We start from the raw sequence: 25,986 nt of genomic DNA, 5'->3' as shown, positions 1-25,986 counted from the left end.
TGATGGCTTGACCGGTGCTGTGCTGCAATCACACGCGAGGGGATGACCGCCACATGGATCACAGTCAGATGGACCATGGCCAGATGGACCATGGGGCACACGGTGGTCACGGGGATCACGTCGCACAGTTCCGGACGTTGTTTGCAGTCATGCTGGTCATCGCGGTTCCGGTCGTTGCGGCAGACGCGATGTTCGCTGATCTGGTCGGGTACACACTGCCGGAAAACTTTCTGGTGGAATGGATCTCACCGGTACTCGGCACGGTGATGTACTTCTGGGGTGGCAAGCCGTTCCTCGCCGGCGCTGTTGCCGAAATCCGTTCTCGGCAGCCGGGAATGATGCTGTTGATCGCGCTCGCGATCACCGTGGCCTTCTTCGCGTCATGGTCTGCGAGTCTGCACTGGGTGGATCACACTCTCGATTTCTGGTGGGAGCTCGCGCTTCTGATCGTGATCATGTTGTTGGGCCACTGGATCGAGATGCGTTCGCTCAGTCAGACATCGAGCGCCTTGGATTCACTTGCCGCTTTGCTGCCCGACGAGGCAAAACGGGTGGTGGGGGAATCGGTGGAAACCGTGCCCACCGCAGCTCTGGCGACCGGCGACCTGGTGATAGTTCGTCCCGGCGCCCGTGTTCCCTCGGACGGAACGGTGGTCGAGGGAAGCGCCGACATGGACGAATCCATGATCACGGGCGAGTCGAAGACCGTCCGCCGGACTGTCGGAGATCAGGTGGTGGCCGGCACGGTAGCCACCGACTCGGCACTTCGGCTTCGAGTCACCGCCGTGGGAGAAGACACCGCGCTCGCCGGTATCCGGCGCCTGGTCGAACAAGCCCAGAACTCGTCGAGTCGCGCGCAGGTGTTGGCGGACAAGGCCGCTGCTCTGCTGTTCTGGTACGCACTGGGCGCGGCAGTGCTGACCGCGATCGCCTGGAGTATCTGGGGCACCCCGGAGAGCGCAGTCACCCGGACGATCACCGTTCTGGTGATCGCCTGCCCGCACGCGCTCGGGTTGGCGATTCCACTGGTCGTCTCGATCGCGACGGAACGGGCGGCTCGGGCTGGGATCTTGATCACCGACCGCATGGCCCTCGAGGCGATGCGTAACGTAGACACCGTTCTCTTCGACAAGACCGGCACTCTCACCAAGGGGGAGCCCGCAGTGGTCGGTGTACGCGGTGTCGACGGGTATTCCGATGACGACGTTCTCAGCGCAGCGGCTGCCGTCGAGTTCGACAGCGAACATCCACTCGGGCGCGCCGTCGTCGCGGCGGCGCGGGAGTTGTCGCTCGAATTCACTTCGGGTTCCGACTTTCAGGCGCACAACGGGATCGGGGTTGCTGCGGACGTCGCCGGTGCACGCGTCGGTGTCGGCGGACCGGGGATGCTGCGATCGGTCGGGGCCACCGCGATCCCGGGGACCGAAGAGTGGCTCAGTGACGGGTCGACCGTCCTGCATGTAGTGCGTGACGAGAAGGTAATCGGCGCATTGGCATTGGCCGACGAGATTCGCCCGGAATCAGCATTGGCCGTCGACGCCCTCCATGCTCGCGGTGTGCGGGTGGCCATGGTCACCGGAGACGCGGAGGCCGTGGCCCATTCGGTGGCTCGCAGGCTCGGGATCGACGAAGTTTTCGCCGAAGTGCTTCCGCAGGACAAGGGAGCGCAGGTATCTCGGCTTCAGGCTGCGGGCCACCGCGTGGCGATGGTCGGTGACGGGGTCAACGATGCGCCGGCACTCGCCCAGGCGGATGTGGGCATCGCGATCGGTGCCGGAACCGACGTGGCGATCGCGTCGGCGGGAGTTGTTCTGGCCAGCGATGATCCGCGTTCGGTGAGCTCGGTCATCGAGCTCTCCCGCGCCACCTACCGGAAGATGGTTCAGAACCTTTGGTGGGCAGCGGGATACAACGCGATCTCGGTTCCCCTCGCTGCGGGAGTACTGGCGCCCGTCGGGTTCGTGCTGCCGATGGAGGTCGGAGCAATCCTGATGTCGGTATCCACTGTGGTCGTTGCCGCGAATGCCCAGTTGTTGAGGCGCTTGGACTTGCGGCAACCACCGGTGACCGCGCTGGAGTCGAGAGTGCTCACATCGCAGTAGCGAGAGGTTCAAGGCGGACTACTGTCGGCTGAGGAACGGAATGAGCGCACGCAGTACAGCATCGGAGTCTGCGACTGCGCTTGCGTGGTCAGCCCCTTCGATCACAGTCAAGGCACTGTCCGGGATCAGCGACGCGAGATGCTCGGTATCCGGCAGGCGCTCGCGATCTCTCGATCCGACGAACAACAACGCCGGTGTGGTGATCCGTTGCAGCACGGCGTCGTCGATGCCGTGCTCCTTCTCTGCGCGGCGCATGTAGGCAGCGAGCGCGATGGCATCATTGATTCGGAAGGCAGTCGCAGTCTGAGGATCCACCGGTTTGCCGCGCCTCACGCCCCAACCGGTCAGAAATCCCTCGATACCGCCGCTTTCGAGTACGTCGATGCAGCCCGGGAAGAACAATGCGTCGAACGCGCCCGTCATCGGTCGGCTGCTACCGCCCCCGACGGTCAGCGATCGCACCCGTTCGGAGTGCTCGACTGTCAGCGACATCACCGAACGTCCGCCGAACGAGTATCCGAGGACGTGTGCCGGCTCGAACGGAGACTCCGTGTCGAGGATCTCCAGGAGATCGCCGACCACCAGATCCATTGCATACGAATCGGAGTCGTGTGGTTTGTCACTGCGTCCGTGACCCCGCATGTCGACGAGGATCAGACGATATTGCTCCTGAAGTGCCTTGACGTACCCGAAGCCACGCCAGATGGAGCGCGACAACGCTGTGCCGTGCACCATCAACAGGGGTGGGCCATCGCCCACGATCTGATAGGTGATCCGCGCACCGTCCACCGGATTTCTCACGTCGTGCAACACCCGTCCAGTATGGGTGCCAGTTGCTACGCACGTGAACTCGAGTAGTCGTCCGGTCCCATTCGACGGATGGCGTGGACTCTCACGAACAGTCGGGCCGTCAACTCGGCCTCCCCCAGAGCTACCGGTCACTGCCCGGCGGGGCAGTACCCACTGTTCCAAGCAATGCATCGGTGGAGGGGTCTGCAGTGCTGACGCCTGCGGCTATGCCCCGAATCAGAGCCTCGAAATCAGCGGCGACGATGGTGACCTCCTCGAACTCCGGCTCTCCTCCACGGACAACCTGACCGTCGGGTGCGAGCGCCAAGTACTCGTACCCATTGCGGACCGACATCAGGACCGGGAGGTGAGTGGACCAGAAGGCGTTGATCGCCGCGCGCTCCGCCGGCCCGGAAGCGACCGCCAGGCTCTCGTGCCGGAACGCATTCCAGGGAAACGCCTCATCGCTGACGCCAACGCCACCGGCATAGTTCTCCGCCGAGAGAAACCACACCTGGTCGTCGGAACTGGCAAGTACGGAGAACGAACTCGCCCACACTACGAGTTGGTCACAACCGCCGACCAGTGGTTGCGGAACTGGGGCAGAGGCCGATCGAGTAGGTTCTTCGCGAACCCAACCTGCGAGCGACAGCGCGGCGGTTGCGTCGAGGTGAAGGCACATCGCCCCACGGTAGGCCAGACCGTCGAGCACCGATAGCGTCAACCGTCGGCCTACTCGGGATCGATGTCTCGAATACCATTCTCGTCCATGCTGATCCACCGCGTTATACCGATGTCGCGCAGAAACGGCAGATCGTGACTCACCACCACCATGGCGCCGCGAAAATCGGAAAGTGCCTGCGTGAGGTGGGCGAGACTCGGTAGGTCCAGGTTGTTGGTCGGCTCGTCGAGAAGAAGCAGCTGGGGCGCGGGTTCGGCCAGCAGGATCGTGGCTAACGCCGCACGCAATCGTTCACCGCCGGAGAGTGCGGATGCCGATACGTCGGAATCCGTTCCCCGGAAAAGGAACCGTGCCAACTGCCCGCGAATTTCCTCGGCTGTCGCGTGTGGCGCGGCCAACGCGACGTTGTCCGCCACCGAGAGGTCCTCGTCGAACACGTCGAGACGTTGGGGGAGCGCACGAGAGGCTACGAACGGAGTCGACGCGGCGAGTGCATCGAGCAACGTCGTCTTGCCGATTCCGTTGCGTCCCACTATCGCAATCCGCTCCGGCCCGGTGATCTGGAGCGATACCACTTGGCCGCTCTGCAACGGCACCTCGTCGAGCCGCGCAACCTGCTGCCCCGGATGAACCTCTGTAGCAGGCAGATCCAGACGAATCTCGCGATCGTCTCGAAGGAGTTCCTCTGCCTCCGACAGGACAGACTTGGCCTCGTCCACCTTCCCGATATGGTTGAGGGCCAGCTTTCCCGCTGAAACTTGGGCCTGACGTTTTCGTGTCTGCGCAATGATCGGCGGCATCCGCTTGTTCTCGAACATCTTCTGCCCATAGCGCTTACGCCGGTCCAGTTTCGTTCGAGCGTCGATCAGCTCGCGGCTCTGCTTTGCCAGATCGGCCTTGGCGTCGCGAACGGTGGCGAGTGCGTTTTCCTGCTCAGCGGTCACGACCTCCTGGTAGTGCGAGTAGTTGCCGCCGAACACGCGTAGATCCCCCCGACGTAGTTCGATCGTGTACTCCGCGGTGTCGAGCAGTTCCCGGTCGTGGCTGACGATCAGCACGGTTCCCGGAAACTGTTGGACTGCAGCATGAACTCGTGATCGAGCGTCGCGATCCAGGTTGTTGGTCGGCTCGTCCAGGAGAAGTACCTGTGGATTCTTCAGCAGCGTTGCGGTCAAGCCGAGTAAGACGGTCTCTCCGCCGGAGAGGGTGCCGACAGTTCGGCTCAATGCTGCGGTATCCGGAACCACCTTCTCGAGGCCGAGTCGATGCAAGGTGGAGAGGGCGCTCTCCTCGATATCCCAGTTGTTGTCCACGAGCGCAAAGTCGGATTCGGAGCCGTCGCCGGTTTCGATGCGGTGCAATGCGTTTCGGAGTTCGTGGATACCGAGGATGTCATCCACCCGAACGCTCGGATCGAGTGTGATGTCCTGACGGAGGTAGCCGACCTCGCCGGAAGCGGTCACGGATCCGGATTCCGGTGAGAGCTCTCCCGCGATCAACCGCAGCAGAGTCGACTTTCCCGATCCGTTGAGTCCCACGAGACCGACACGGCCACTGGGGAATACAAAATTGGTGTGGGAAAAGACTGATTCGCCGTCCGGCCAGATGAAGGTGAGATCCGAGAGCGACAGAGAAAGATGGGATTGGGTCATGAGTACTCCAGAGGGTGCTTGGACTGTGCGCCCGGCTCAGCAAGTGCTGATGGGTGCGAGTGCCTTCGCGTGATGAACCTCTAGAGGAGCAACGGCCCGTTTCCTGTTCTGTCGGGAATGATTCGTGTTCCAGGTTAGAACACTCGAACGGTCCCGTGCAATCGAATTATTCTGTGCTGTCGGTCTCGTCGGTGTTCGGTGCTCAGATTTTCGGGCCCTCGGATTTTCTGGCCTTCAGATCTTCGGGCCTTCGGTTCGGAGGTCGTCGACCTTCGACATCGCTTCGCGGAGTTCGGTGAGCCATTGTTCGCTGTGCTTGCCCGCCAACCGGACTGTCCACATGAGAGCGTCCGCTCGGGAGCGAGCAACTCCCGCGTCCACCAAGGTGTCGAGAACCTTGCGTTCGGGCTGACGTAGTCGTGTCATCACCGGAACTGCGAGATGTGTGAACAGGACGGTCTTTTCGTCCAGACGTACACCCCAGGCGACCTTGCGCCCGTAGCGAGCCTCGGCCTCGTCGGCGATGCGCATCCGGTCGGCGCGCGTGGTTTCGCGAAAGCGTGAGATCCTTCCGTCCGCGGCGGCCTCGCCACCGTCGACTGCCGGGAGTTCACCGATCACGACGATTTCTTCGCGGTCGACCTGGACGTCGGCCGTTCCGGTGAACCAGTCATCTGGAAGTCGACCGGCAAACCAGTCGGACGCATCACTCGCGTCGGGAACCGACGCCTGTTGCCAACCTCCGGGACGGCCGAACCTGCGGTCGCCGGAGTTTTGTGAGTTCTTCATGGCGTTCTCCTCGGAGAGCTGGTGGAGTGTGGCGTGCATTTATTGCACTGATTACATGATTACACCGATAGTCGAACTGGCGCCACAAATTCGGGCATGATCGGAGTCGTGCGCCTTTCACACGCTCGTCAGAGCTTCCGAACTTTCCGTCGTCCCGTGGCTGCCGTGGCTCTGGGGGTATTGGCCGCAGGATCGGTAGTTGCCTGCAGTTCTGGCCCTGACCAGCCGAAATCAGTGGCAGAGGAGTTCGCCTCCGCGCTCACGTCCGATGACGTGCAAGCGGCGGCAGCCCTGACCACCGATCCGGCGGCGGCGTCGACTGCGATTTCGGCTCTGATCGACGGGCTGGGCAAGGACGAGGGAACATTCACCGTCTCCGACGCCACCGAGTCCGGTGATTCTGCGGGGAAGTTCACACTCGATGCGGCGTGGAAGTTCGGTGAAGGTCAGGACTGGAACTACTCGACGCAGGGAAACGCGTCGAAAAGCGGGGACAACTGGCTGATTCAGTGGGACCCGGCGCTGTTGGCTCCGGATCTGACCTCCTCGACGACCTTGCGCTACACACCCACCACCGGTGCTCCGCCGTCGGTGCTGGACGCGGCGGGCCAGCCGATCATGGAGCAGCAGGTGGTGACGCTGGTCAATCTCGATTCCGTCGCGGTGCCCCCGGTGGACACGGCAGCCGTGGCGGCCCTTCTCTCGCCCATCGCACCGACGATCACGGCGGCATCGCTGAGCGGCGATCTTGCGTCGGCAAGTGGGAAGCCGGTCACCGCAATCACTTTGCGGGCCGAGGATCTTGCACCGATCGAGGAGCGGTTGGCGGCGATTCCCGGAGTGAGCTTGGCGCCGCAGGCTCGGTTGCTCTCGGTGGACAAAACTCTGGCGTCGCCGACTTTCAGTGGGTTGTCCGATCTGTGGCAGGAGGGGCAGGACAAGTCCGCGGGCTGGGCGGTACAGCAGGTGAAGCAGAACGGAACCGTCACCACCGTCGCCGGCCAAGACGGGCCGGTTGCTCCGAACATCGCCACAACGATCGACCGACCGATGCAACTCGCGGCCGAGAATGCGCTTGCCGGGGTGACACAACAGGCGGCGATCGTTGCGCTGCAGCCGTCGACCGGAGCGGTGTTGGCGGTGGCCCAGAACGCCCCCGCCGACGCACAGGGCCCGATCGCTCTGACCGGCCTGTACCCACCGGGTTCGACGTTCAAGACCGTGACGACGTCCGCGGCCCTGCAAGCCGGTGTCGCTACACCGGACACCGTTCTGCCGTGCCCGGGTACCGAGAACATCGAGGGCCGTCAGATTCCCAACGACGACGAGTTCGACCTCGGATCGGTTCCGCTGCACACCGCGTTCGCGAAGTCGTGCAACACCACAATGGCGAGGATGGCCGTCGGTCTGCCCGCCGATGCTTTGCACAAGGCGGCGCTGCAGTTCGGGCTCGGCGTCGACTACGTCACCCCCGGACTCACGACGGTGACGGGCAACGTCCCTGACGCGAACACCCCCGCCGAACGCGTCGAGTCCGCGATCGGACAGGGCACGGTGACCGCCACGCCCTTCGGGATGGCTCTCGTGGCGGCCTCGATCGCCAACGGAACGACACCCGCGCCGATGTTGGTCAAGGGACAGCCCGGCGTGGCAGATCAGACCGTTGCACCGGCTCCCGCGGAGGTGACCGAACAGTTGCGGGTGATGATGCGCGAGACCGTCACAGGCGGTACGGCGACGTCGTTGCAGGACATTGCGGGGCTTCTCGGCAAGACCGGCACGGCCGAAACCGAGGGTGGCCCGGCACATGGGTGGTTTGTCGGAATCAAGGGAGACCTCGCATTTGCGGTATTCATCGCGGGTGCGGACAGCTCTTCGCCTGCAGTGCAGGTAGCGGGCACTTTTCTGCGCTGAAACCTGTTTTCCGTTGCAGTTGGATCACACCGTCGTAGCTCAACCGTGACACGTTCGTAGGCATCCCGTGCTTGTTACTCGTGTGACAGAAGTAAAGAGTTACATGCATGGGGCCCGGAGGACAGCACAACCGTCGTGGAAAATATGTCGTTGCGTCGATAACTGCTGTCGTTCTGACAGTGGCGCTCGCGTCGTGTGTCATCGGTGGGGAGAAGAAATCCGACGCCGCCTCGGTGGTGGAGGACTTCGTCACCGCCCTCAACAACCACGACGCCGAAGCTGCTGCGGCGCTCACGTCGTACCCCAACGCGGCGCGGCCGTCGATCCAGCAGATGTTCGACGGACTGGCCGCCAAGTCCACCGACTTCGACGTCGCTCAGGTCATGGATCTGGGTAGCGACTCCGGACTCTTCACACTCGACGCGTCCTGGAACTTCGGCGAAGGCAAGGACTGGAGCTACCAGTCGCAGGGTGAGGTTCGTGATCTGTCGGTCGGCTGGCGTGTGTCCTGGGACCCGTCGGTCCTCGTCCCCGACCTCGGCAACGGTCGCACCGTTTCGTACACCCGCACGGACGCAGCGCCGCCGAAGGTAGTCGACAGCACCGGCACCCTGCTCATGAACGAGCAGACCATCAACGCGATCACTCTTGACCCGGCCACCATGCCGGACCCCGTCGACACCACTCGTCGCCTCGCCACGGTGCTCGAACCTGTCGCACCGTTGGTCACTTCGGAGTCGATGTTGGCCGACCTCGCCGCAAACCCCGGCAAGCCCGTCACCGCCGTACTGCTCCGCGATCCCGACTACGCCTACCTGGAAAGCGATTTTGCGATCCCCGGTGTCGTCGTGGTCAAGACACCCAAGCTGATCGCCTCCGACCGTCGCATCAACTCGCCGTTGCTGGACCCACTGCGGACCGTGTGGCAGGCCAATCGCGACGCCACCGCCGGCTGGGCGGTCAATCTGGTCGAGCCCAACGGATTCCCGATCAAGCAAGCCGGCTTCCAGGGACCTCCCGGGCCCGACGTCGCCGCGACCCTCGACTCGCACGCTCAACTCGCCGCGATCGAAGCTGTCGTCAGTGCAGGTACTCCTGCGGCCATCGTCGCGATCCGCCCGTCGGACGGCGCCATTCTGGCTGCAGCACAGAACAATCAGGCCATCGAACAGGGCCCGATCGCCTTCACCGGGTTGCGCCCGGCCGGCGGTGCCCTCGATCTGGTCCGTCTCGCATCGTCGATGCAGAACGGCGTCGACCCCGGATCTGTGTCACCCGAACAGTTGGCCGACACCGGGCAGCAACTCGGACTCGGCAACGGCTTCCACATTCAGGGACTCGAACAGCAGACAGCAGTGCTTGCCGCGAACCGCCCCGGCGTGGACCAGGCGATGAACAACGTCATGGCCAACAAGACGTCCAACGACGCGAGCGCACCGACGGTAACTCCGTTCGGAATGGCGATGCTCGCGGCATCGATCGCCCGCGGCAGTGCCCCGATGCCGATGATGGTCTTCGGACAACCGGCTACCGCCGACGTCACGCCGACGGCATTGCCCGGCGACGTCAACAATCGTCTGCGTGACGCCATGCGAGGCGCCGGCGGACTGGCTGGGTACCCGGACATGATGGCGGCCGGTGCAGCGAGCGGTGACGATCGCTGGTTCTACGGATCACGCGGAGACTTCGCGTTCGCGGTGTTCGTCGCAGACGCCGACGGCGGTGATCGAGCAATGCAGATGACGGACAAGCTCTTCCAGGAACTCGGCAAGCCTGCCGACAAGTAGTACCGGGCACCGCGAGTAGATTCCTGGTTCGTGAACCTGCTCGATTTCCTTTTCCTCGTCGTAGCGGGATTCTTCAGCGGTCTAGTCGGTTTTGTCACCGGTCTTGCATCGATCGTTTCGTATCCGGCGCTGCTGAGCGTCGGGCTCTCACCGGTCAGCGCGAACATGACCAATACCGTCGCGTTGGTGGCCGTCGGCGTCGGAGCGTTGGCGAACTCGTCCCGTGAAGTTGCCGATACCGGTCCGAAACTTGTTCGCTGGTCTCTCTATTCGGCTGCCGGTGGCATCATCGGTGCCCTCATCCTGTGGTTGGCACCGGAAGGTTCGTTCGAATCCGTTGTGCCGGCGATGGTCGTGTTCGCCTCGCTCGCGCTGCTGCTGCAACCGAAGATTCGTGAGTTGTCCGGCGGCGGCGACCGCCCCGGAATCTACTCCGCAGCACTGTTCGCCGTCGCGGTATACGGCGGCTATTTCGGTGCCGGTGCCGGCGTCATCTTCCTGGCTGCGACGCTCATCCTCACTTCCGAAACGGTGTGGCGTGCAACGATCCTGAAGAGTTTCTTTCTCGGCATCGCCAATCTTGTGGCTGCACTCATCTTCGCCTTCTCCGGACAGGTGCATTGGGTGGCCGCGTTGGCGATGGCGCTCGGCGCGTTGGCCGGAGGTTGGTGTGGCCCGCCCGTCGTCAAGAAAATCCCGCCATCGGTACTGCGTGTGGCAGTAGCGATAGCGGGATTCGTGTTGGCTCTGTGGTTGTGGGTGAAGTGAGCCCGTCTACTTCACGCCCTGCATCAGCTTCTTGATCCACGGCGAGGCAAGAGCAAGAATCACTCCGATTCCGATCGACGAGAAACCGATGATCAGGAAGAACGGGCGACTGTCGTCGATGTCGAAGTAACCGGCCAAGGTTCCCGCCATCGAAGAACCCAATGCAACGGACAAGAAGAACAACGCCACCATCTGAGTGTGGAAATGCTCGGGCGCGAGTTTGGTTGCAAGGGAAAGGCCGACGGGGGACAGGAAGAGTTCGGCGAAGGTGAAGAGCAGAAGCACACCGGCAAGGCCGAGGAGCGGTGCACTGTTCGGTCCGCCCCCGGTGATCGGGATGAACGCCAGGAACGCCAGACCCATCGTGCCGGTACCGAGCGCGAACTTGATCGGCGACGACGGCTGACGGTCACCGAGTTTGGTCCACATCGCTGCGAACACCCCGGCAAAGATGATGATGAACACCGGATTGATCGACTGTACCCACGTCGGCGGGAAGTCCCAACCGAAGAGATTGCGGTCCAGGAGCTTGTCTGAGATCACCGGCACGGTGGTGAACTGCTGCTGAAACAGCGACCAGAAGGCCGCGCTCGCGATGAACATCGGGATGAACGCAAAGACTCGACTGCGTTCGACCTTGGTGACCTTCTTGCTGGTGAGCATGAGGAGGAAGTAACCGACCGACGCGACGATCGTGAGTCCGACAACGACGTCGGACATGTTGTCCGCCGTGATCAAGCCGGTGACGGAGGCGACCGCGACGACGACGATCGCGGCAATGCCGATCCCGATGTAGAGTGCGCGCTTGTCCGCGGGCAACGGGTTGCCGGGTTCGGCACCGATTCCGTGAAGATGCTTGCGGCCCAGCGTGTACTGGATCAGGCCGAGCGCCATGCCGACGGCAGCGAGAGCAAAACCGGCGTGGAATCCCCAGGCGTCCTGGACGGCTCCGGTGAGCAGCGGACCGACAAGACCGCCGATGTTGATGCCCATGTAGAAGATGGAGAATCCGGCGTCGCGGCGAACATCCTGTTCGGAATAGAGATCTCCGACCAGAGAGGTCGCATTGGCCTTCAAGCCGCCGCTGCCGAAGGCGACCATGACGAGGCCGACGCCGACACCCCACATGCCGGGAAGAACCGACAGTGCGATGTGGCCGGCCATCACCAGCGAAGCACTGTAGAAGAGCGTGCGCTCGGAGCCGAGCAGTCGGTCGGCCACCCACGCCCCGAGAATCGTCGACAGGTAGACGGTGCCGCCGTACGCGCCGACGATGCTGGTCGCTGCCGCCTGGCTGATGCCGAGGCCGCCGTCGCTGACGCTGTAGTACAGGTAATAGATGAGGATGCCTTGCATCCCGTAGAAGGAGAACCTCTCCCACATCTCGACGCCGAACAGGTTCGCCAGCGCAAAGGGTTGGCCGAAGAACCCCCGGTCTTCCTTCTCGCTACGTTCGACGGGCTCCGTAGTGTTGCTCATCCGAAAAGTGTCCTACGTGCTCGGGCATTTCGGGTGGTTCCGAGCCGTGGAGTTTGGTTACGACTTGGTGCGGATTTTCACTACCAGCGGAGCGAGTGCGCGCCAACCGAGAAGGAACGCGCCGAGGACCAGCGTCGCGACGACGATGAAGCTGAACTGGGTGCCCTGGCCACTCAACACTCGCAGGATCATCCCGAAGACGACGGCGCCGAGCCAAACGACAACGCCGGTGGGAACAAGGAGAACGGCGTTGAACTTGTCGCGGTAGAGCGCGAACGTGGCAGCCCATCCGATCACCAGGCCGGTCAGGAAGGGCCAGGATGTCTTCGCCAGACCGGCGAGCGCATTGGCTTCCTCGTGGGTACGGCGCCCTATCGCGCAGAAGATTATGACAAGAATGGCGTCGATCAGCAGGAATGGTGCGTACTTCTTCACGCTCACACCATACGACTGTGCGCCTTTATTAACCGCGGGCGGTTAATAAAGGCGCACAGTGCTGTTAGGCCTGGAGGCCGGCTTCGATCTCGAGGGTGATCGTGATCTTGTCGCCGACAACTGCTCCGCCGCCTTCGAGGGGCATCTCGATGGAGATGTCGAAGTCCTTGCGGTTGATGACGGTGGTGGCCTCGAATCCTGCGACGGGGCCCTGGCCCATGCCCGGGTTGACGCCGTTGAACTCGAGGTTCAGCTCGACCTCGCGGGTGACGCCGTGGAGCGTGAAGTCGCCGGCGAGGACGAAGTCGCTGCCCTTGGAGCGCACTGCGGTGGACTTGAAGGTGGCCTTCGGGAACTTCTCGACGTCGAAGAAGTCAGCGGACTTGATGTGGCCGTCGCGCTGCTCGTTCTTGGTGTTGATGGAGTCCACGGAAATCTCGGCCTCGACGGCGGGGGTTCCGTCTTCGGCAACGGTGATCGTTCCGGAGAACTCGTCGAACGTTCCACGAACCTTGGAAACCATGAGGTGGCGAACCGAGAATCCGACAGTGGAGTGGACGGTGTCGATGACCCAGGTTCCGGCGGTCAATGCGGGCAAGGTTGCGGTGGTCATGGAAGCTCCTGAATAAGTAGTTGAATGTTCAAGTTCTTGTAGCTTCAACTATGGACCCCAGGAAATCCTTCCGCAAGATCATGTGAGCTGCATCACAGTGTTTGTGCTTGCGGCGTAGACCGCGTGAAGCGCCGACGCTGTCACCGACTGATGCACCGCAATGCCCCAGCGCCCTTCGGCGTTCACCACGCACTCTGCAATGGTGACTGCCGAATTCGCACTCCCGGAAGAATTCGGGTTGCGGGGCAGTGAATGCTGGGTGAGCGAGACAACCTCGACGGCCGAGCCCTGTTCGGTCAGGATTTTGCTCAATGCCTCGACCGGCCCGGACGCACTGGCCGCGGCGGTGACCTCGCGCCCGTCGCGATCGATGGCAACGAACAACTGATCACCGTCGGCGGTGTGTTCCAGTGAGTACCGACGCACTCCTCCGTTGTACCCGTATTCGCGCAGCAGCAGTTTCCACAGTTGGTCGGCAGTCATTTCGGTGCCCGAGTCGTCGGTTTCGAGCTGCACCCGCGAGGCGAAGTCGATCTGCAGGCGCCGGGGGAGTTCGACCCCGTACTCGGTCTGCAGCAGATATGCGATTCCGCCCTTGCCCGACTGGCTGTTCACACGAATGACCGCCTGGTAGTCGCGGCCGACGTCGGCGGGGTCGATCGGCAGGTAAGGGACCGCCCAAGGCGCCGATCCCGGATCGACGCCGGCAGCCTCCGCGCTCTCGTAGTGATGCGCGAAGCCCTTCTTGATCGCGTCCTGGTGGGTTCCGGAAAATGCCGTGTACACGAGATCGCCGCCGTACGGGTGGCGTTCGTGGACGGGAATTCTGTTGCAGTACTCCACCGTTCGACGGATCTTGTCGATGTCGGAGAAGTCGATTTCCGGATCGACGCCCTGTGCATGCAGATTCAGCCCCAGTGTGACCAGGTCGACGTTGCCCGTCCGCTCGCCGTTGCCGAACAGGCATCCCTCGACGCGCTGCGCGCCGGCCAGCACTGCCAATTCGGCGCACGCAACGCCGGTGCCGCGGTCGTTGTGCGGGTGGACCGAGAGGATCACCGAATCGCGTCGGGCCAGATTCTGGTGCATGTATTCGATCTGATCGGCATAGATGTTGGGGGTGGCGATTTCGACTGTGGCAGGGAGGTTGTGGATGACCGGGCGATCGGGGCTGGCGTCCCAGAGTTCGGTGAGACTGTTGCAGACCTGCAGGATGTAGTCGGGTTCGGTGAGGTTGAAGACCTCGGGTGAGAACTCGAATCGCCAGCCGTCGTGGCCTTCGCCGCCACGAGCAACGTCTTGCGCGGCGCGGAAAATCATGTCGTGCAACTCTTCTCGCTCCTTGCCGAGAACGACGTTTCTCCACGTCGGCGCAGTCGCCGTGTACATGTGGACGACCGCGTCAGGCAGCCCCTCGATCGATTGATATGTCCGTTCGATCAAATCCGTACGCGCGGCAGTGAATACGACGATAGTGACGTCGTCGGGGACGAGATCGAAGCGCACCAGGTCGCGAACGAAATCGAAATCGGTCTGACTCGCGGAGGGGTAGCCGACCTCGATTTCCTTGTAGCCGATCGCCACCATCAGTTCGAACATTCGACGCTTGCGTTCGGGGTCCATCGGTTCTGCGAGGGCTTGGTTGCCGTCACGCAGATCGACGGGCACCCACAGGGGCGCCGCGGTGGTGCGATTGGACGGCCACGTCCGCTCGAAAGTCGGAATGTCGACGCGATCCCACGCGGCGCGATAGCGCTCGGACGGCATGGGTGACGGCTTCTGGTTGTTCCAGCGGTTGGCTCGGGTAGTACTCATCTTCGGTTTCTCCTGCGGTCGAGTCGAGAGACCGGCATGGCGAAACCCCGCGGAGGGGTGCCGGTCTTTCAGGCCCCGCCGCGGCAGTCGAGAAGGAGTGCTCCTGTAGCCATGCGGGCTACACTAGAACGAAATCACTTATCAGACAACCTGAGGAGTTCACGTGTCCCCGATCGTCGAGCGTCGGCTGCTCACCGACCAGGCCGCGGAGTTGCTACGCGCGCGGATCGTGAGCGGTGAATGGGAAGTCGGCGCCAAACTTCCAGGTGAAACCACTCTTGCTGCGCAGTTGGGTATCGGGCGGTCCACTATCAGGGAAGCAGTGCGGACTCTCGCGGGCCTCGGCATGCTCGAATCGCGGCAGGGCGCCGGGGTCTTCCTACGGAGTACGACGCCTCCGGATCAGTGGCCCCGAGTGCTCGAAGCCGAGGCGATCCTTCACGTCGTCGAGGTGCGCAACGCGGTCGAGATCGAAGCAGCTCGCCTCGCCGCGCAGCGGCGCGATGCCGTTGACGTCGCGGCTCTGCGGCAAGCGCTCGACGGTAGAACTGCCGCAGCGCACTCTGGCGACGCAGCGTTCGTCGACGCCGACATCGCCGTCCACCGAGCAGTGGTGGACGCGGCACACAATCCCGTGCTGTCGGAACTCTTCGAGACCTTTGTACCGCGTCTGCGGGCGGCGTTGATCGAGTTGATCGCGGTTCTGGACCTGCATCCCCACAGCCAGCCCGACGCGGACGAACATCGAACGTTGGTGGACGCCATCGAAGCCGGCGACGCGGAGGCAGCCGTACGGATCAGTCGGGCACACCTCGACGACATGGCAGCAGCGTTGCGACGCTAGACGCCCGGCTGTTCTCGGCGTTCGAACTCGAGGTCCATCTCGAGGTCTTCGTGGTGGGTTGCACGGAACGACACAAGGAAGACGAGCCATCCCACCAGTGCGACGATAACGAAACTGACTATCCGATAAACGACTACCGCTGCTGCGGCCTGCGCCAAGGTGGAGCCGGCAGCGGTCAGCGTTGTGGCGAGTACGGGTTCGACGGCGCCGAAACCGCCCGGCAAGAGTGGAATACTGCCCACCGCTTTTGCCGCCGTGAATGCGATCAGCAGACCGGCGAACGACGGATCGGCTCCCACGGCCCAACAAGCGAAACCGAGACAGAGGACGTCGGCAGCTCGGTGAACGGCCGACCATCCGAAGGCAATCGCGGTGTCGGTGCGGCTCAGTTCAACCGAGTCCAGTTGCTTGAGGATTTCGGACCAACGGTGCATGCCGCGCCCGGCCGGGTTTTTGCGGGAACGGTTGTACAGCGCCAGAACTCGGTGCCCGATGCGCTCGATGCTGCCGGGATTCTGGGCTATGTATCGCAACGCCAGGAACAGCGCTGCCATGCCGACGAGCGAAATCGTCAGCGTCACCGGGCTGACCTTTGTTCCGAATGCTATTGCGCCGGTGGCGCCGAGGAGTGCCAAAGTGGCAGCGGCTATGACACCGCACATTGCCAACTGCCACGACGCGACTACCGGCGTCGCCCCCCACTTTCGAGTCTGCTTGTAGGTGAATGCGGTCGAGAAGACCTGGCCGGCAGGCAACGTCAGCGCCATCGCCGTGCTGGCGTAAATGACCGAGAGGTTCTTGACGTGACCAGCGACCACGCCGGCCGCATTGAGAAGACGTTGCTGAACGGACGCGTATCCACTGAGCGACAATGCCTGGGCCGCCACACAGGCAGCCACCCAACCCCAGTGAATCTCGGTGAGCGCTTGCCAGTACTCATTGAATCGGGGCCACAGGATGATTCCCTCGACGATCAGAAGAGCGATCAGAGCCACCCCGAGCAGCCACTTCAGCCACCAGAAGCGCCCTGTGGACCGACTGGTCTCGGCCACGGGCGAGCGTGGTCGTCTCAGTCGCCGTGGGGTGTTTCCAGGCTGAGCCATCGACTCACCCTAACCAATTTGATCCGGATCGACCTCTGGATACTTTTCCGGCCACGCCAGATGCGTCAGTCGTCGGCGCCCACGCAGTTGGACTTGCTCTCCGAGTTCCCACTCGGCCTGTTCCTCTTCGTCGGCGAAGTACAACGCGCTCGTCGACGCCAGCACCCGGCTGGGCCGAAGTTTCGCGAGCTCGGTGAGCCGTGACGCCTCGTTGACCGGATCACCGATCACGGTGTACTCGAAACGTTCGGCAGCACCGATGTTGCCGGCGACCGCGAGCCCCGCGCTCACACCGATTCCGACGTCGAGGCCGGTGATGTCGTTGAGCTTGAACCGCAGCTCGCGAGCCGCCGCCAAGGCCGCAGTCGGAGCGTCGGGCCGATCGAGTGGTGCACCGAAGATGGCGAGTGCCGCATCACCCATGAACTTGTTGACAAAACCATGGTGACGATCGATGACGTCGACGACCACACGGAAGAACTCGTTGAGCAGTTCGACCACTTCACCCGGCGGGCGCTCGGCCGCGGCACCGGTGGATCCGACCATGTCGACGAACAGAACTGCCACGAATCGAGTTTCGCCGCCCAGCTCGGTACCGAACTTCAACGCGCGCCGGGCCACGTCCTCGCCGACGTGCTGACCGAACAGCTCACGCAGCAGACGACGCTCGTCGGACTCTTTCATCATGCGGTTGAAGCCGACCTGCAGCCGGCCGATCTCACTGCCGTCGAACACCTCGACGCGTACGTCGGTGGCGCCGCGCTGCACCCGCTCGATGGCGCGTCGCAGTTGGCGGATCGGATCGGAGATCTGGGTAGCCGTCAGCATCGACAGCGCAAAGGCCTGCACGATCGCCATGATCGAGATGAGCAGGATCGCCCACGCGAGCGAGTCGGGGGAGAACTCGAGATCGGTCGTGAGCTGCGTCGAGCACAGCAAGATGATGCCTGCGACGGGCATCAGCGTGCCGAGACCCCAGGTCATCGCCAGCCGGGTTCCGACGCCAGGCGCCATGGTCCGATCGAATTCGCCCTCGCTCAAGGCCTGGGCGGCGACCGGACGCAAAATGCGCTCACCGAGCATGTAGGTGAACCCGAAGGTCGTGGTCGCGGCCATGCAGACCGTCACGATCACGGCGATCGCGAGTCCGGGCATCTCGGTGATGGTCAGGAACACGAAGATGATGCCGCCCAGAATCCACAGCACCAGGTGGACGATGGCCTGGCGAAGCGGCGCGTGCAGTGCCGCCATCTGCTCGGACCTCGTGGGTGGACCCCCGCGCAGCCGCCAGCGAATGACCGACTTCAACATCATCGCCGCCGCCGTGAGGCTGACGGCGCCGGCGAATGCCAGGTACACGCCGAAGATCGCGAAGTTGCGGACCCGGTCGGCAACTATCGCGTCGGACTCCTGGATCGGCACGCCGTACCGGACGAAGGCAAAGACCAGTACCGCGCCGATCAGATTGGCTGCGAGCATGGAGAGCATATAGAGGGGCCACCGGCTGCGGATGGTCACCGCTATTGCTCTGTATGAGGCCCGCACAGGGTTCAATTTAGCTGGCAGAGGTCGAAGTGTTGGTACGCGCGTCCGATTATTCGTCCGCTCACCTGTGTCGGCCGGGCCGGTTAGGCTCGCGATGTGAACGCAAACAGGGGGCGTGCGGAGCGAGCATCGAGGATGAACAAACCCATCTCCGCCGACGCTCGGGCGGTGCATCCCGGCGTGCGCATCGCGGCGGAATGGTCGTGGCGCCTCATTGTGATCTTCGCCGGACTGTTGGTTCTCGGGTACGTCGTACTCCGCCTCGAAACCGTGCTCATCCCGGTGGGGCTGGCTCTGCTGGCATCAGCTCTGCTGATCCCGATTGTCGATCGGCTACAGGTGTGGGGTGTTCCCCGCTCGGCAGCCGTCATCGTCGTTCTGCTTGCCTCGATCGGGCTGGTCGCGGGAATCATGACGTTTGTCGTCGAGCAGTTCATCGACGGGTTGCCCCAGCTCACCGACCAGTTCACGGCCAGCGTCACGCAAATTCAGAACTGGCTCACCAGCGGTCCGCTGCACTTCAGCGAGGATCAGATCCGCCAGGCAGGTGATTCGGTCGTCAAGTCGGTGCAATCCAATCGTGAGTCCCTGACCAGCGGCGCTTTGACCACGGCGACAGTCATCGGCGAGATCTTCACCGGGGCATTGCTGACGCTGTTCACTCTCATCTTCTTCCTCTACGGCGGCGATCAGATCTGGCAGTTCGTCACCCGGATCGTTCCCACCGACGCGCGTCGTCGCGTACGGATCGCCGGTTCTGCAGGTTTCGGGTCGCTGATCGGCTACGTGCGCGCCACGGTCGCGGTTGCCGCCGCCGACGCGATCGGTATCGGTGCCGGCCTGGCGATCCTCGGGGTGCCGCTCGCCCTGCCGCTGGCGTCGTTGGTGTTCATCGGCGCGTTCATTCCGATCGTCGGTGCATTTCTGACCGGTTTTCTCGCGGTGCTTGTCGCTCTGGTCACGAAGGGTTTCCTGACGGCGCTGATTGTCCTCGGCATCATCATCGGCGTCATGCAGCTCGAAGCGCACGTGATGCAACCGCTGTTGTTGGGTCGCGCTGTTCGCCTGCATCCGCTGGCAGTCGTTCTCGCCATTACAACGGGCATCGTTCTCGCTGGAATCGTCGGCGGGCTCTTGGCTGTTCCGATCGTCGCGGTCCTGAATACCGCTATTCGTTCCCTCCTCGCCGACGACCCGGACATCGCGTACGCCGAACTGCACGTCGAAGATCCGGAAACCCCACTGTTCCCCGCCGAACCCGACGAGCCGCGCGCCGAGCCTCGCATCGTGAACCCCACTCCTCCCGATGACTGAGCCCACCCGCCGTCGTCGGCTGCACTATCAGCCGACCGTTCGCGAGGCGTCGGGTGTCGACACCGACCCTGATGCCCCGCTGTGGCGGGCGGCGCAGGCATTTCGGCTCGTCACGCTGGTGTACGCGATCAGCTACCAGTTCGCCTCGGCCTCCGACTACACCAACTCTCGGCTCAGCTGGTTCTTCGTCGCTCTGATGGCCGTGTGGACCGGGGTGTCGGCACTGTTGCTCGGGACATCCGGTGCTTTGTTCGGGAAGAAGCTGCCGCGGTATCAGGTGGTGATCGCCGATCAGGTGGTCGTCATCTTGCTGATGGCGTCGACGAGGCTGGTCTCCGACCACGAGTGGTATCAGAATCACCAGACGCTGCCCACCACGCTGTGGGCCACCAACGCGGTCATCTCCGCGGCAATTCTCGGCGGGCCGTGGCTCGGTATGGCGTCCGGAGTTGTCATCTCGGCGGCCAGCGCGATCATCCGCGACCAGGTCAACCTGGACCTCTGGCGCGATGCGACGGCTCCCGTGCTCGTATCGGTCGGCCTGGCGTTGGGCTTGGCCACCACCACCGCTCGGCGCTCGCATCGACAACTCGAGCAAGCCGTCCGTCTGGCGGCGGCCACCGAAGAGCGCGAGCGTTTGGCACGCGAAGTACACGACGGCGTTCTGCAGGTGCTGGCGATGGTGCGCAGGCGAGGTGCGGCACTCGGCGGCGAGGCAGCTGAACTGGCTGCTCTGGCCGGTGAGCAGGAGGTCGCCTTGAGAATGCTGATCTCCGAGCAGGTTTCGGGCGCCGCGGCAGACGTCGGCGGACAGACAGTGGATCTGTGTCCGCTGCTGACCACGCAGGCAAGCACGTCAGTGTCGGTGTCGACGCCCGCGCACCCCGTCGTGATCGAGCGTGATCGAGCCATCGAACTGGCAGCCATCGTCGACAATGCTCTGTCCAATGTCGGGCTGCACGCCGGGCCCGCGGCGAAGGCATACGTATTGCTCGAAGATTTGCCGGACGAGGTGATCGTCAGCATCCGCGACGACGGCGTCGGAATCCCCGAGGGTCGCTTGGCGCAGGCCGAAGCCGAAGGCCGCATGGGAGTATCGAAGTCCATTCTCGGCCGAGTGCAGGTGCTCGGCGGCACTGCAGTCCTGCAAACCGGGCCGGGGGAGGGCACCGAATGGGAGATCAACGTTCCGAAGGGGAAAAGTGAGCGCGGCTGACGAACATGGCGAGAATCCGGTGACGGTGATGGTCGTCGACGATCACCCGATGTGGCGCGACGGTGTCTCCCGGGACCTCGAAGCTGCCGGCTTCACCGTGAGCGCCACGGCGGAGGGTGTCGAGAGTGCGCGCCGCCGGGCCGCCGCCGTGCAACCGGCGGTGGTTCTGATGGACATGAACCTGCCGGACGGAAACGGTGCCGACGCCACCACCGCAGTTCTCGAGGTTTCGCCGAAGAGCAAGGTACTGGTGCTTTCGGCCTCTGCCGAACGTGACGACGTCCTCGACGCGGTCAAAGCCGGAGCGTCGGGTTACCTGGTCAAGAGTGCTTCGGTGGCGGAACTGCTCGAGGCCGTGCGAGCGACTTTCGACGGACAAGCCGTCTTCACCCCCGGCCTCGCCGGATTGGTGCTCGGTGAGTACCGCCGGATGTCGACGGCACCGGCCGACGATCGCGCACCCGAGCTGCCTCGGCTCACCGACCGTGAGACCGAAGTGCTCCGTCTTGTCGCCAAGGGGCTGAGCGCAAAACAGATCGCCACGAGGCTCTCGCTCAGCCACCGGACCGTCGAAAACCATGTGCAGGCAACGCTTCGGAAGCTTCAGTTGGCCAATCGCGTCGAGCTCACGCGATACGCGATAGAACAAGGTCTCGAATAACGTTTATCCTGGAAATCATGGAGGCCAGGAATCTACGCGTATCCGATGCCGAACGAGAGCATGTCGGCGAGCTGCTGCAGAAAGCTGTCGGTCAAGGGATGCTTTCGCTCGGTGAGTTCACCGAGCGCATGGACACTGCCTTGGCCGCAAAGACACGAGGTGAGCTCAACTCGGTTCTCGCCGATCTTCCGGGCATCACACTGATCTCCGACTACGACCCACCCGCGTATCCCAATGCGGGTCAGCCGATGTACCAAGGCCAGCCCTACCCGGCGCCGACGTACCAACCCCAACCGCCGCCGGTTCATCCGAGCCCGCCTTACCGCGCTCCCGTCGGGGCTCCGGTTGTAGGTACTTACGGAGCGGCAAATGCTGCCGTGATCCGTGGACGAATGGCGACGGTGACGCGGAACGGTGCCTGGATCGTTCCACCAGCTGTCGTGGTCGACACCAGAATGTCCAGTGTGACTATCGATTTCACGCGCGCGGTGATGCAGACGCAGGTCGTGAACATCTCGATCGACGACTACGCCAGCTCGATTTCACTGATCGTTCCCGAAGAGGCGACGGTGGACATGAACGGTGTCGAGGCAGTCGGGGGAAGCGCGTCGAACAAGGTTCGTTCCGGCCCACAGATGGGCCCGCTGCATCTGGTGGTGCACGGCAAGGTGCGATTCGGCAGTGTCACCGCGAAGCATCCCTTCGGTACCACGATCCGAAAGATGTTCGGCTCCTGACCTTTCAGTGATACGCGCGGGTCAACATCTCGGCGACGCACACGGGCTTGTCACCGTGTTCTCGTTCGAACGTCTGCGTCACCGTGATCTGGACACCGCCGTTGATCGGTTCGACTTTGCTCAACGTCGCGCGCATGCGGACACGAGAGCCGACCGGAAGCGGAGCGGGCAACCTGACCTTGTCGAATCCGCAGTTGAGAGCAAACGCAAAACCTTCGAGCGAGAACATTGCGTACGAGAACTTGGGGCCGAGTGAGAGCGTGTAGTTGCCGTGCGCGATGGTTCCGCCGAACGGCGACTCCTTCGCGCGATCCACATCGACGTGAATCCACTGATCGTCGCCGGTGACCCGGGCGAACTCGTCGATGGACTCCTGGGTGACATCGTGCCAGTCGCTGACGCCCAGCTCTTGGTTCAGGTTGGCGCTGAGGTCTTCTGCTCCGGTGAGTACAAGCATGAATTTTCCTCGATCGGTAGGTGCTGACAGTCGGTCAGTGACTTTCGATGCCGAATCCCACACCGTGTGTCTGTGCGATCTCGGCGGTGGCAACGAGATCGAATTCGATCCCGAAGTCTGCTTCTACCCGCGCTGCAACCGATTCCGCGGCGGAACCTGCTTCGGCCAGTAGTTTCGGCATCAGTTCGAACAGGTCTTCCATCCCTCCGGGCGTGATGATTTCGAGAATCCGTGCTGGAGCGTCGTCGGGATTCCACACGGCGTGCCACTGGCCACGCGGTTTGAAGATCATGGCGCCGGTCTCCGCGTAGACGACCTCGTCTCCGACCATCGCTGCGACGCGGCCACTTTGAACCACCGTGTACTCGTCTTCCCGGCTGTGGCGATGGACCGGTGAGGTCATCGAATGCGGAGCGATGCGGTGTTGTACAAGAGAGAAACCTCCCTCGGTTTGTTTGTTTCGAACCATCATCCGGACGCCGGTGGCCGCGAGGGTCCCGGCGAGGTCTTCGTCCGGTCCGAGGACGGTCGTGGTGGTGTTGTTCGGGGAATTCGGTGACATCGATTCAGTCCTTCGTCGTCGTGAGCGTCGTTGGCCGTGCTCCGGTTTGTTGATTCCCGAATCATGTACCAATCGGTCTAGTGATGCAAGGTTTTGGCAATTTGTGCACTTCAAGTGTTGTCGATATGTGTACTGATCGGTATATTGAACGTATGTCTACGAGAGATTTGTTGGTCGATGCCGCTGCCGATTTGTTGCAGCGGAAGGGCTACGCCGGAACGGGGGTGTCGGAAGTTCTCTCGGCTAGTGCGACTACCAAAGGTTCCTTGTACTTTCACTTTCCCGGCGGCAAGGAAGAACTCGCAGGCGAGGCTCTGAGGCGACGTGGCGAGGCAATGGCCGATTTCATCCGGCACCTGCTGGAGGGCTCACCCGATGCAGCCACCGCGATCTCGGCATTCGCCGCCGCATTGGCTGCGCGTTTGTCGGATTCGGACTACGAACGTGGATGCGCCCTGGCTACGGCAACACTGGATGCCGCAACCGAATCCGAGGTCATCCGCGGTGCTTGTGCGGACGGGTACAACTCGTGGCTCGCACTGCTGGCTCAGCGCCTCGAGGCAGACGGTTGGTCCCGCGAAGACGCCGAGTCCGAGGCAATTCTCGCTCTGTCCGCACTCGAGGGCGCGCTGGTCCTTGCTCGGGCGCGTCAGGATCCCGCTCCGCTTCACACTTCGGGTCGGCTTCTGTCCGAACGATTGCGGAACGCGGCACCTCGGCGTTAGTGCCCTGTCAGTCGATGATGCAGTCAGTCGAGGGTGCTGTCAGTCGAAGTTGTCCTCAGTTGAGTACGAGAAGTCCCCAGGCTGATCGAGTAGTACTACTCATCTGATCGGTTCGGCCACGCAGCAAGCTCGAAGCCATGACCACACCGAGCTTTTCCGCCGTCGATCCGCGACTGGTGACCGCCCTCTCGGCCGAGTGCGACAGCATCGGCCGGCAGTTGCGTCACATGGGCCAGAACCTGTCGATCCTGCAGACTCAGCTGTCCTCGGCTACTGCGACCCCGCCCATGCCGGTAGTTCCGGCACCCGCATCTCCGGCGCCACAGGTGCCGCAGGTGCCTCCAATGCGTCCTCAGCAGAGCGTGCCCGCGTGGCAGCCGCCGACGTATCCGGTTGCCGCACCTCGCCAGCCCTGGTGGCAACGCGACGGTGTCATCAGTCGACTCCTGGCCGCGGCCGGTGTTGCCGTCACACTGATCGGCGTCGTGATGCTGCTGGTACTTGCAGCGCAGGCCGGATTCTTCGGACCTCCGCTGCGGGTGCTCGGTGGTGCGCTCCTTTCCGGCGCCTTGGTGTTTGCCGGGGTGCGGGTCCACGGACGGCCAGGGGGCAAAGTGGGGGCAATTGCCCTGGCTGCCACAGGTTTTGCAGGGATGTATCTCGATGTCGTCGCAGCCTCCGTTCTCTACGGTTGGGTGACGACACCGCTCGCGATGGTGATTGCCTTCGGAATCGCCGCCGCCGGCGTTGCCCTCGCCGTGAAGTGGGATTCCGAATCGCTGGCGCTCATGATCGTTCTGGGAGCAGCGCTGCTGGCTCCCGTGTTGACGTCGGGAATATCGTTGACCCTCATCGGTTTCCTCTTCGCGATCCAATCGGCAACATTCTCCGCCCAGCTCGGTCGTGACTGGAAGTACCTGGGCATGGCGCGCACCGTACCGGTGGTTCTCGCACTGCTCGCAGCGATGGCGTCGGAGTTCATCTTCGACGAATCCGGAAACAGTGCAGTGCAATTGGTGATCAGTGCCGGCGTGGTTGCAATCGTGGGGGTCGGCTGCGCGATGGTTATGCAGTGGACGGGTTCGCCCTCGCGTGACGGCATTGCAGGGGCGTGGTCCACTGCTACCTTTGTCGTCTCGTCCCTTCCGCTGATGAGCGTCGGAGCCGTGCTCGGGCGCACCGAATCCGCAGTGCTGTACGGAATTGCTGCGGCACTACTTCTTTCGGCTGCAGCGGCGGCCAAGCCTTTGCCGACGCAACTGCGATTCGGACTGGGCGCAACCGGCGCCCTCGCATTGTTGCTCTGCTGCTTCTCCGGGGCGACTGAATCTCTGGTCGTACCGCTGATCCTCACGGTCGGAATGATCTTCCTCGGAGTCTCGCTGTATGCGGGTTCGCGCTTCGTCTTCGCGCTCGGAACCGCCTTTGCGGCAATCGGATCGATCGGATACCTCACGACGGTTCCGCCGGAAGCGTTGACGACCGCTCGCGCCGCATCCAGGCAACTCGGTGCGATCACGGCGCTCTCGAGCCTGACGGCGATAGGCGCGCTGGTGATGCTGGTCTGGGCGATTCACCGACTGAAGTTGATTGCCGATTCCAACGCGGCGGTTCTATGGGCGGCCGCAGGGTTCGGTGTCCTCTACGCGGTGACGTGCGCGCTCGTCTCATCCGGCGTCGAAATTTTCGACAGTGCAACCGGATTCGTTGCCGGGCACAGTGTTGCAACCATCGTGTGGATGCTTGCCGCCACGTCAGCGCTGGTGCTCGGATTGAACAACCGCCAGCACGCTCGCGTCTTGCTCGGAGCCGGGCTTGCTCTCACCAGTGCGGCCGTGGCAAAGCTGTTCCTCTTCGACCTGGCCACACTCAGTGGGCTGGTGCGTAGCGTTGCCTTCCTGGTGGTCGGCTTGCTGCTCCTGCTGGTCGGGACACGTTATGCACGAGCCTTCGCCAAGCAGGAGCAGGAGCAGGTCAGCTTCGCTTCTGGATCATGA

At 63.0% G+C, this 25,986-nt stretch carries 23 protein-coding genes; 11 read left to right on the top strand and 12 right to left on the bottom strand.

The features are described from left to right. Nucleotides 1–53: 53 nt before the first annotated feature. Complete coding sequence (locus ATN37_RS04140; protein WP_218694809.1) at nt 54–2,102, top strand: heavy metal translocating P-type ATPase; 2,049 nt, start codon at nt 54–56, stop codon at nt 2,100–2,102. Between the two features lie 18 nt (nt 2,103–2,120). Here ATN37_RS04140 and ATN37_RS04135 read toward each other — a convergent pair whose 3' ends face one another. The 4 genes from ATN37_RS04135 to ATN37_RS04120 all read right to left on the bottom strand — a co-directional run bounded on the left by ATN37_RS04135 (nt 2,121) and on the right by ATN37_RS04120 (nt 6,014). Then, on the bottom strand, nt 2,121–2,891 hold the full coding sequence (locus tag ATN37_RS04135) for an alpha/beta fold hydrolase (protein ID WP_058039300.1): 771 nt from the start codon (nt 2,889–2,891) through the stop codon (nt 2,121–2,123). A 142-nt stretch (nt 2,892–3,033) separates the two neighbouring features. Further along, nucleotides 3,034–3,615 (bottom strand): hypothetical protein, encoded by a 582-nt coding sequence (locus ATN37_RS04130; protein WP_232329987.1) that lies wholly within the window; start codon nt 3,613–3,615, stop codon nt 3,034–3,036. Between the two features lie 8 nt (nt 3,616–3,623). Beyond that, complete coding sequence (locus ATN37_RS04125; protein ID WP_064074134.1) at nt 3,624–5,225, bottom strand: ABC-F family ATP-binding cassette domain-containing protein; 1,602 nt, start codon at nt 5,223–5,225, stop codon at nt 3,624–3,626. Between the two features lie 234 nt (nt 5,226–5,459). Next, nucleotides 5,460–6,014, bottom strand: a complete 555-nt coding sequence (locus ATN37_RS04120) for a hypothetical protein (protein ID WP_218694808.1) — start codon at nt 6,012–6,014, stop codon at nt 5,460–5,462. 96 nt (nt 6,015–6,110) lie between these two features. On the opposite strand from ATN37_RS04120, the gene ATN37_RS04115 reads away from it, so the two are divergent. From ATN37_RS04115 to ATN37_RS04105, 3 genes are all read left to right on the top strand, one after another. Then, nucleotides 6,111–7,928: a penicillin-binding transpeptidase domain-containing protein gene (locus tag ATN37_RS04115; RefSeq protein ID WP_218694807.1), complete on the top strand. Its 1,818-nt coding sequence runs from the start codon at nt 6,111–6,113 to the stop codon at nt 7,926–7,928. Nucleotides 7,929–8,035: 107 nt separating this feature from the next. Then, nucleotides 8,036–9,715, top strand: a complete 1,680-nt coding sequence (locus tag ATN37_RS04110) for an NTF2-like N-terminal transpeptidase domain-containing protein (protein WP_042452630.1) — start codon at nt 8,036–8,038, stop codon at nt 9,713–9,715. 30 nt (nt 9,716–9,745) lie between these two features. Beyond that, on the top strand, nt 9,746–10,483 hold the full coding sequence (locus ATN37_RS04105; RefSeq protein ID WP_003945554.1) for a sulfite exporter TauE/SafE family protein: 738 nt from the start codon (nt 9,746–9,748) through the stop codon (nt 10,481–10,483). Nucleotides 10,484–10,489: 6 nt separating this feature from the next. Here ATN37_RS04105 and ATN37_RS04100 read toward each other — a convergent pair whose 3' ends face one another. The 4 genes from ATN37_RS04100 to ATN37_RS04085 all read right to left on the bottom strand — a co-directional run bounded on the left by ATN37_RS04100 (nt 10,490) and on the right by ATN37_RS04085 (nt 14,825). Further along, nucleotides 10,490–11,962, bottom strand: a complete 1,473-nt coding sequence (locus ATN37_RS04100; protein WP_003945468.1) for a peptide MFS transporter — start codon at nt 11,960–11,962, stop codon at nt 10,490–10,492. 57 nt (nt 11,963–12,019) lie between these two features. After that, nucleotides 12,020–12,397, bottom strand: coding sequence for a DUF3054 domain-containing protein (locus ATN37_RS04095; protein ID WP_050655475.1), 378 nt, complete (start codon nt 12,395–12,397; stop codon nt 12,020–12,022). Nucleotides 12,398–12,461: 64 nt separating this feature from the next. After that, nucleotides 12,462–13,010, bottom strand: a complete 549-nt coding sequence (locus ATN37_RS04090) for a YceI family protein (protein WP_003945643.1) — start codon at nt 13,008–13,010, stop codon at nt 12,462–12,464. A 78-nt stretch (nt 13,011–13,088) separates the two neighbouring features. After that, complete coding sequence (locus tag ATN37_RS04085) at nt 13,089–14,825, bottom strand: 2-isopropylmalate synthase (RefSeq protein WP_042920290.1); 1,737 nt, start codon at nt 14,823–14,825, stop codon at nt 13,089–13,091. 163 nt (nt 14,826–14,988) lie between these two features. Between ATN37_RS04085 and ATN37_RS04080 the strand changes: the two genes are divergently transcribed. Then, complete coding sequence (locus tag ATN37_RS04080) at nt 14,989–15,669, top strand: FadR/GntR family transcriptional regulator (protein ID WP_218694806.1); 681 nt, start codon at nt 14,989–14,991, stop codon at nt 15,667–15,669. On the opposite strand, the gene ATN37_RS04075 is transcribed toward ATN37_RS04080, so the two are convergent. Both ATN37_RS04075 and ATN37_RS04070 read right to left on the bottom strand, forming a co-directional pair. Beyond that, complete coding sequence (locus tag ATN37_RS04075; protein WP_256933134.1) at nt 15,666–16,772, bottom strand: YbhN family protein; 1,107 nt, start codon at nt 16,770–16,772, stop codon at nt 15,666–15,668. The genes ATN37_RS04080 and ATN37_RS04075 overlap by 4 nt on opposite strands. A gap of 9 nt (nt 16,773–16,781) precedes the next feature. After that, the gene (locus ATN37_RS04070; RefSeq protein WP_003945952.1) at nt 16,782–18,260 is read right to left on the bottom strand and encodes an adenylate/guanylate cyclase domain-containing protein; all 1,479 of its coding nucleotides are present in this window, start codon (nt 18,258–18,260) and stop codon (nt 16,782–16,784) included. Between the two features lie 192 nt (nt 18,261–18,452). On the opposite strand from ATN37_RS04070, the gene ATN37_RS04065 reads away from it, so the two are divergent. Genes ATN37_RS04065 through ATN37_RS04050 form a run of 4 tightly spaced genes read left to right on the top strand, consistent with a single transcriptional unit; the run spans nt 18,453 to nt 22,245 of the window. Further along, the gene (locus ATN37_RS04065) at nt 18,453–19,631 is read left to right on the top strand and encodes an AI-2E family transporter (RefSeq protein ID WP_007734480.1); all 1,179 of its coding nucleotides are present in this window, start codon (nt 18,453–18,455) and stop codon (nt 19,629–19,631) included. Continuing rightward, a complete protein-coding gene (macS, locus tag ATN37_RS04060) occupies nt 19,624–20,847 on the top strand; it encodes a MacS family sensor histidine kinase (RefSeq protein ID WP_007734482.1) in 1,224 nt (407 codons plus the stop codon). Before ATN37_RS04065 ends, macS begins: the two co-directional genes overlap by 8 nt. A gap of 28 nt (nt 20,848–20,875) precedes the next feature. Then, the gene (locus ATN37_RS04055; RefSeq protein ID WP_047269712.1) at nt 20,876–21,508 is read left to right on the top strand and encodes a response regulator transcription factor; all 633 of its coding nucleotides are present in this window, start codon (nt 20,876–20,878) and stop codon (nt 21,506–21,508) included. 17 nt (nt 21,509–21,525) lie between these two features. Then, nucleotides 21,526–22,245: a DUF1707 domain-containing protein gene (locus tag ATN37_RS04050; RefSeq protein WP_007734485.1), complete on the top strand. Its 720-nt coding sequence runs from the start codon at nt 21,526–21,528 to the stop codon at nt 22,243–22,245. 4 nt (nt 22,246–22,249) lie between these two features. Here ATN37_RS04050 and ATN37_RS04045 read toward each other — a convergent pair whose 3' ends face one another. Continuing rightward, on the bottom strand, nt 22,250–22,702 hold the full coding sequence (locus ATN37_RS04045) for a MaoC family dehydratase (RefSeq protein WP_003945664.1): 453 nt from the start codon (nt 22,700–22,702) through the stop codon (nt 22,250–22,252). Between the two features lie 34 nt (nt 22,703–22,736). Next, on the bottom strand, nt 22,737–23,264 hold the full coding sequence (locus tag ATN37_RS04040) for a cupin domain-containing protein (protein ID WP_007734488.1): 528 nt from the start codon (nt 23,262–23,264) through the stop codon (nt 22,737–22,739). Between the two features lie 152 nt (nt 23,265–23,416). On the opposite strand from ATN37_RS04040, the gene ATN37_RS04035 reads away from it, so the two are divergent. Both ATN37_RS04035 and ATN37_RS04030 read left to right on the top strand, forming a co-directional pair. Further along, on the top strand, nt 23,417–23,989 hold the full coding sequence (locus ATN37_RS04035; protein WP_218694804.1) for a TetR/AcrR family transcriptional regulator: 573 nt from the start codon (nt 23,417–23,419) through the stop codon (nt 23,987–23,989). 137 nt (nt 23,990–24,126) lie between these two features. Further along, entirely contained in the window at nt 24,127–25,986 is a 1,860-nt protein-coding gene (locus tag ATN37_RS04030; protein WP_064074129.1) for a DUF2339 domain-containing protein, read from the top strand.

The sequence above is a fragment of the Rhodococcus sp. MH15 genome (genome assembly GCF_019266045.1).
Lineage (GTDB): Bacteria > Actinomycetota > Actinomycetes > Mycobacteriales > Mycobacteriaceae > Rhodococcus_F > Rhodococcus_F qingshengii.
The sequence above is the reverse complement of the archived record's forward strand: the minus strand, read 5'-3'. Positions and strand labels throughout refer to the sequence as shown.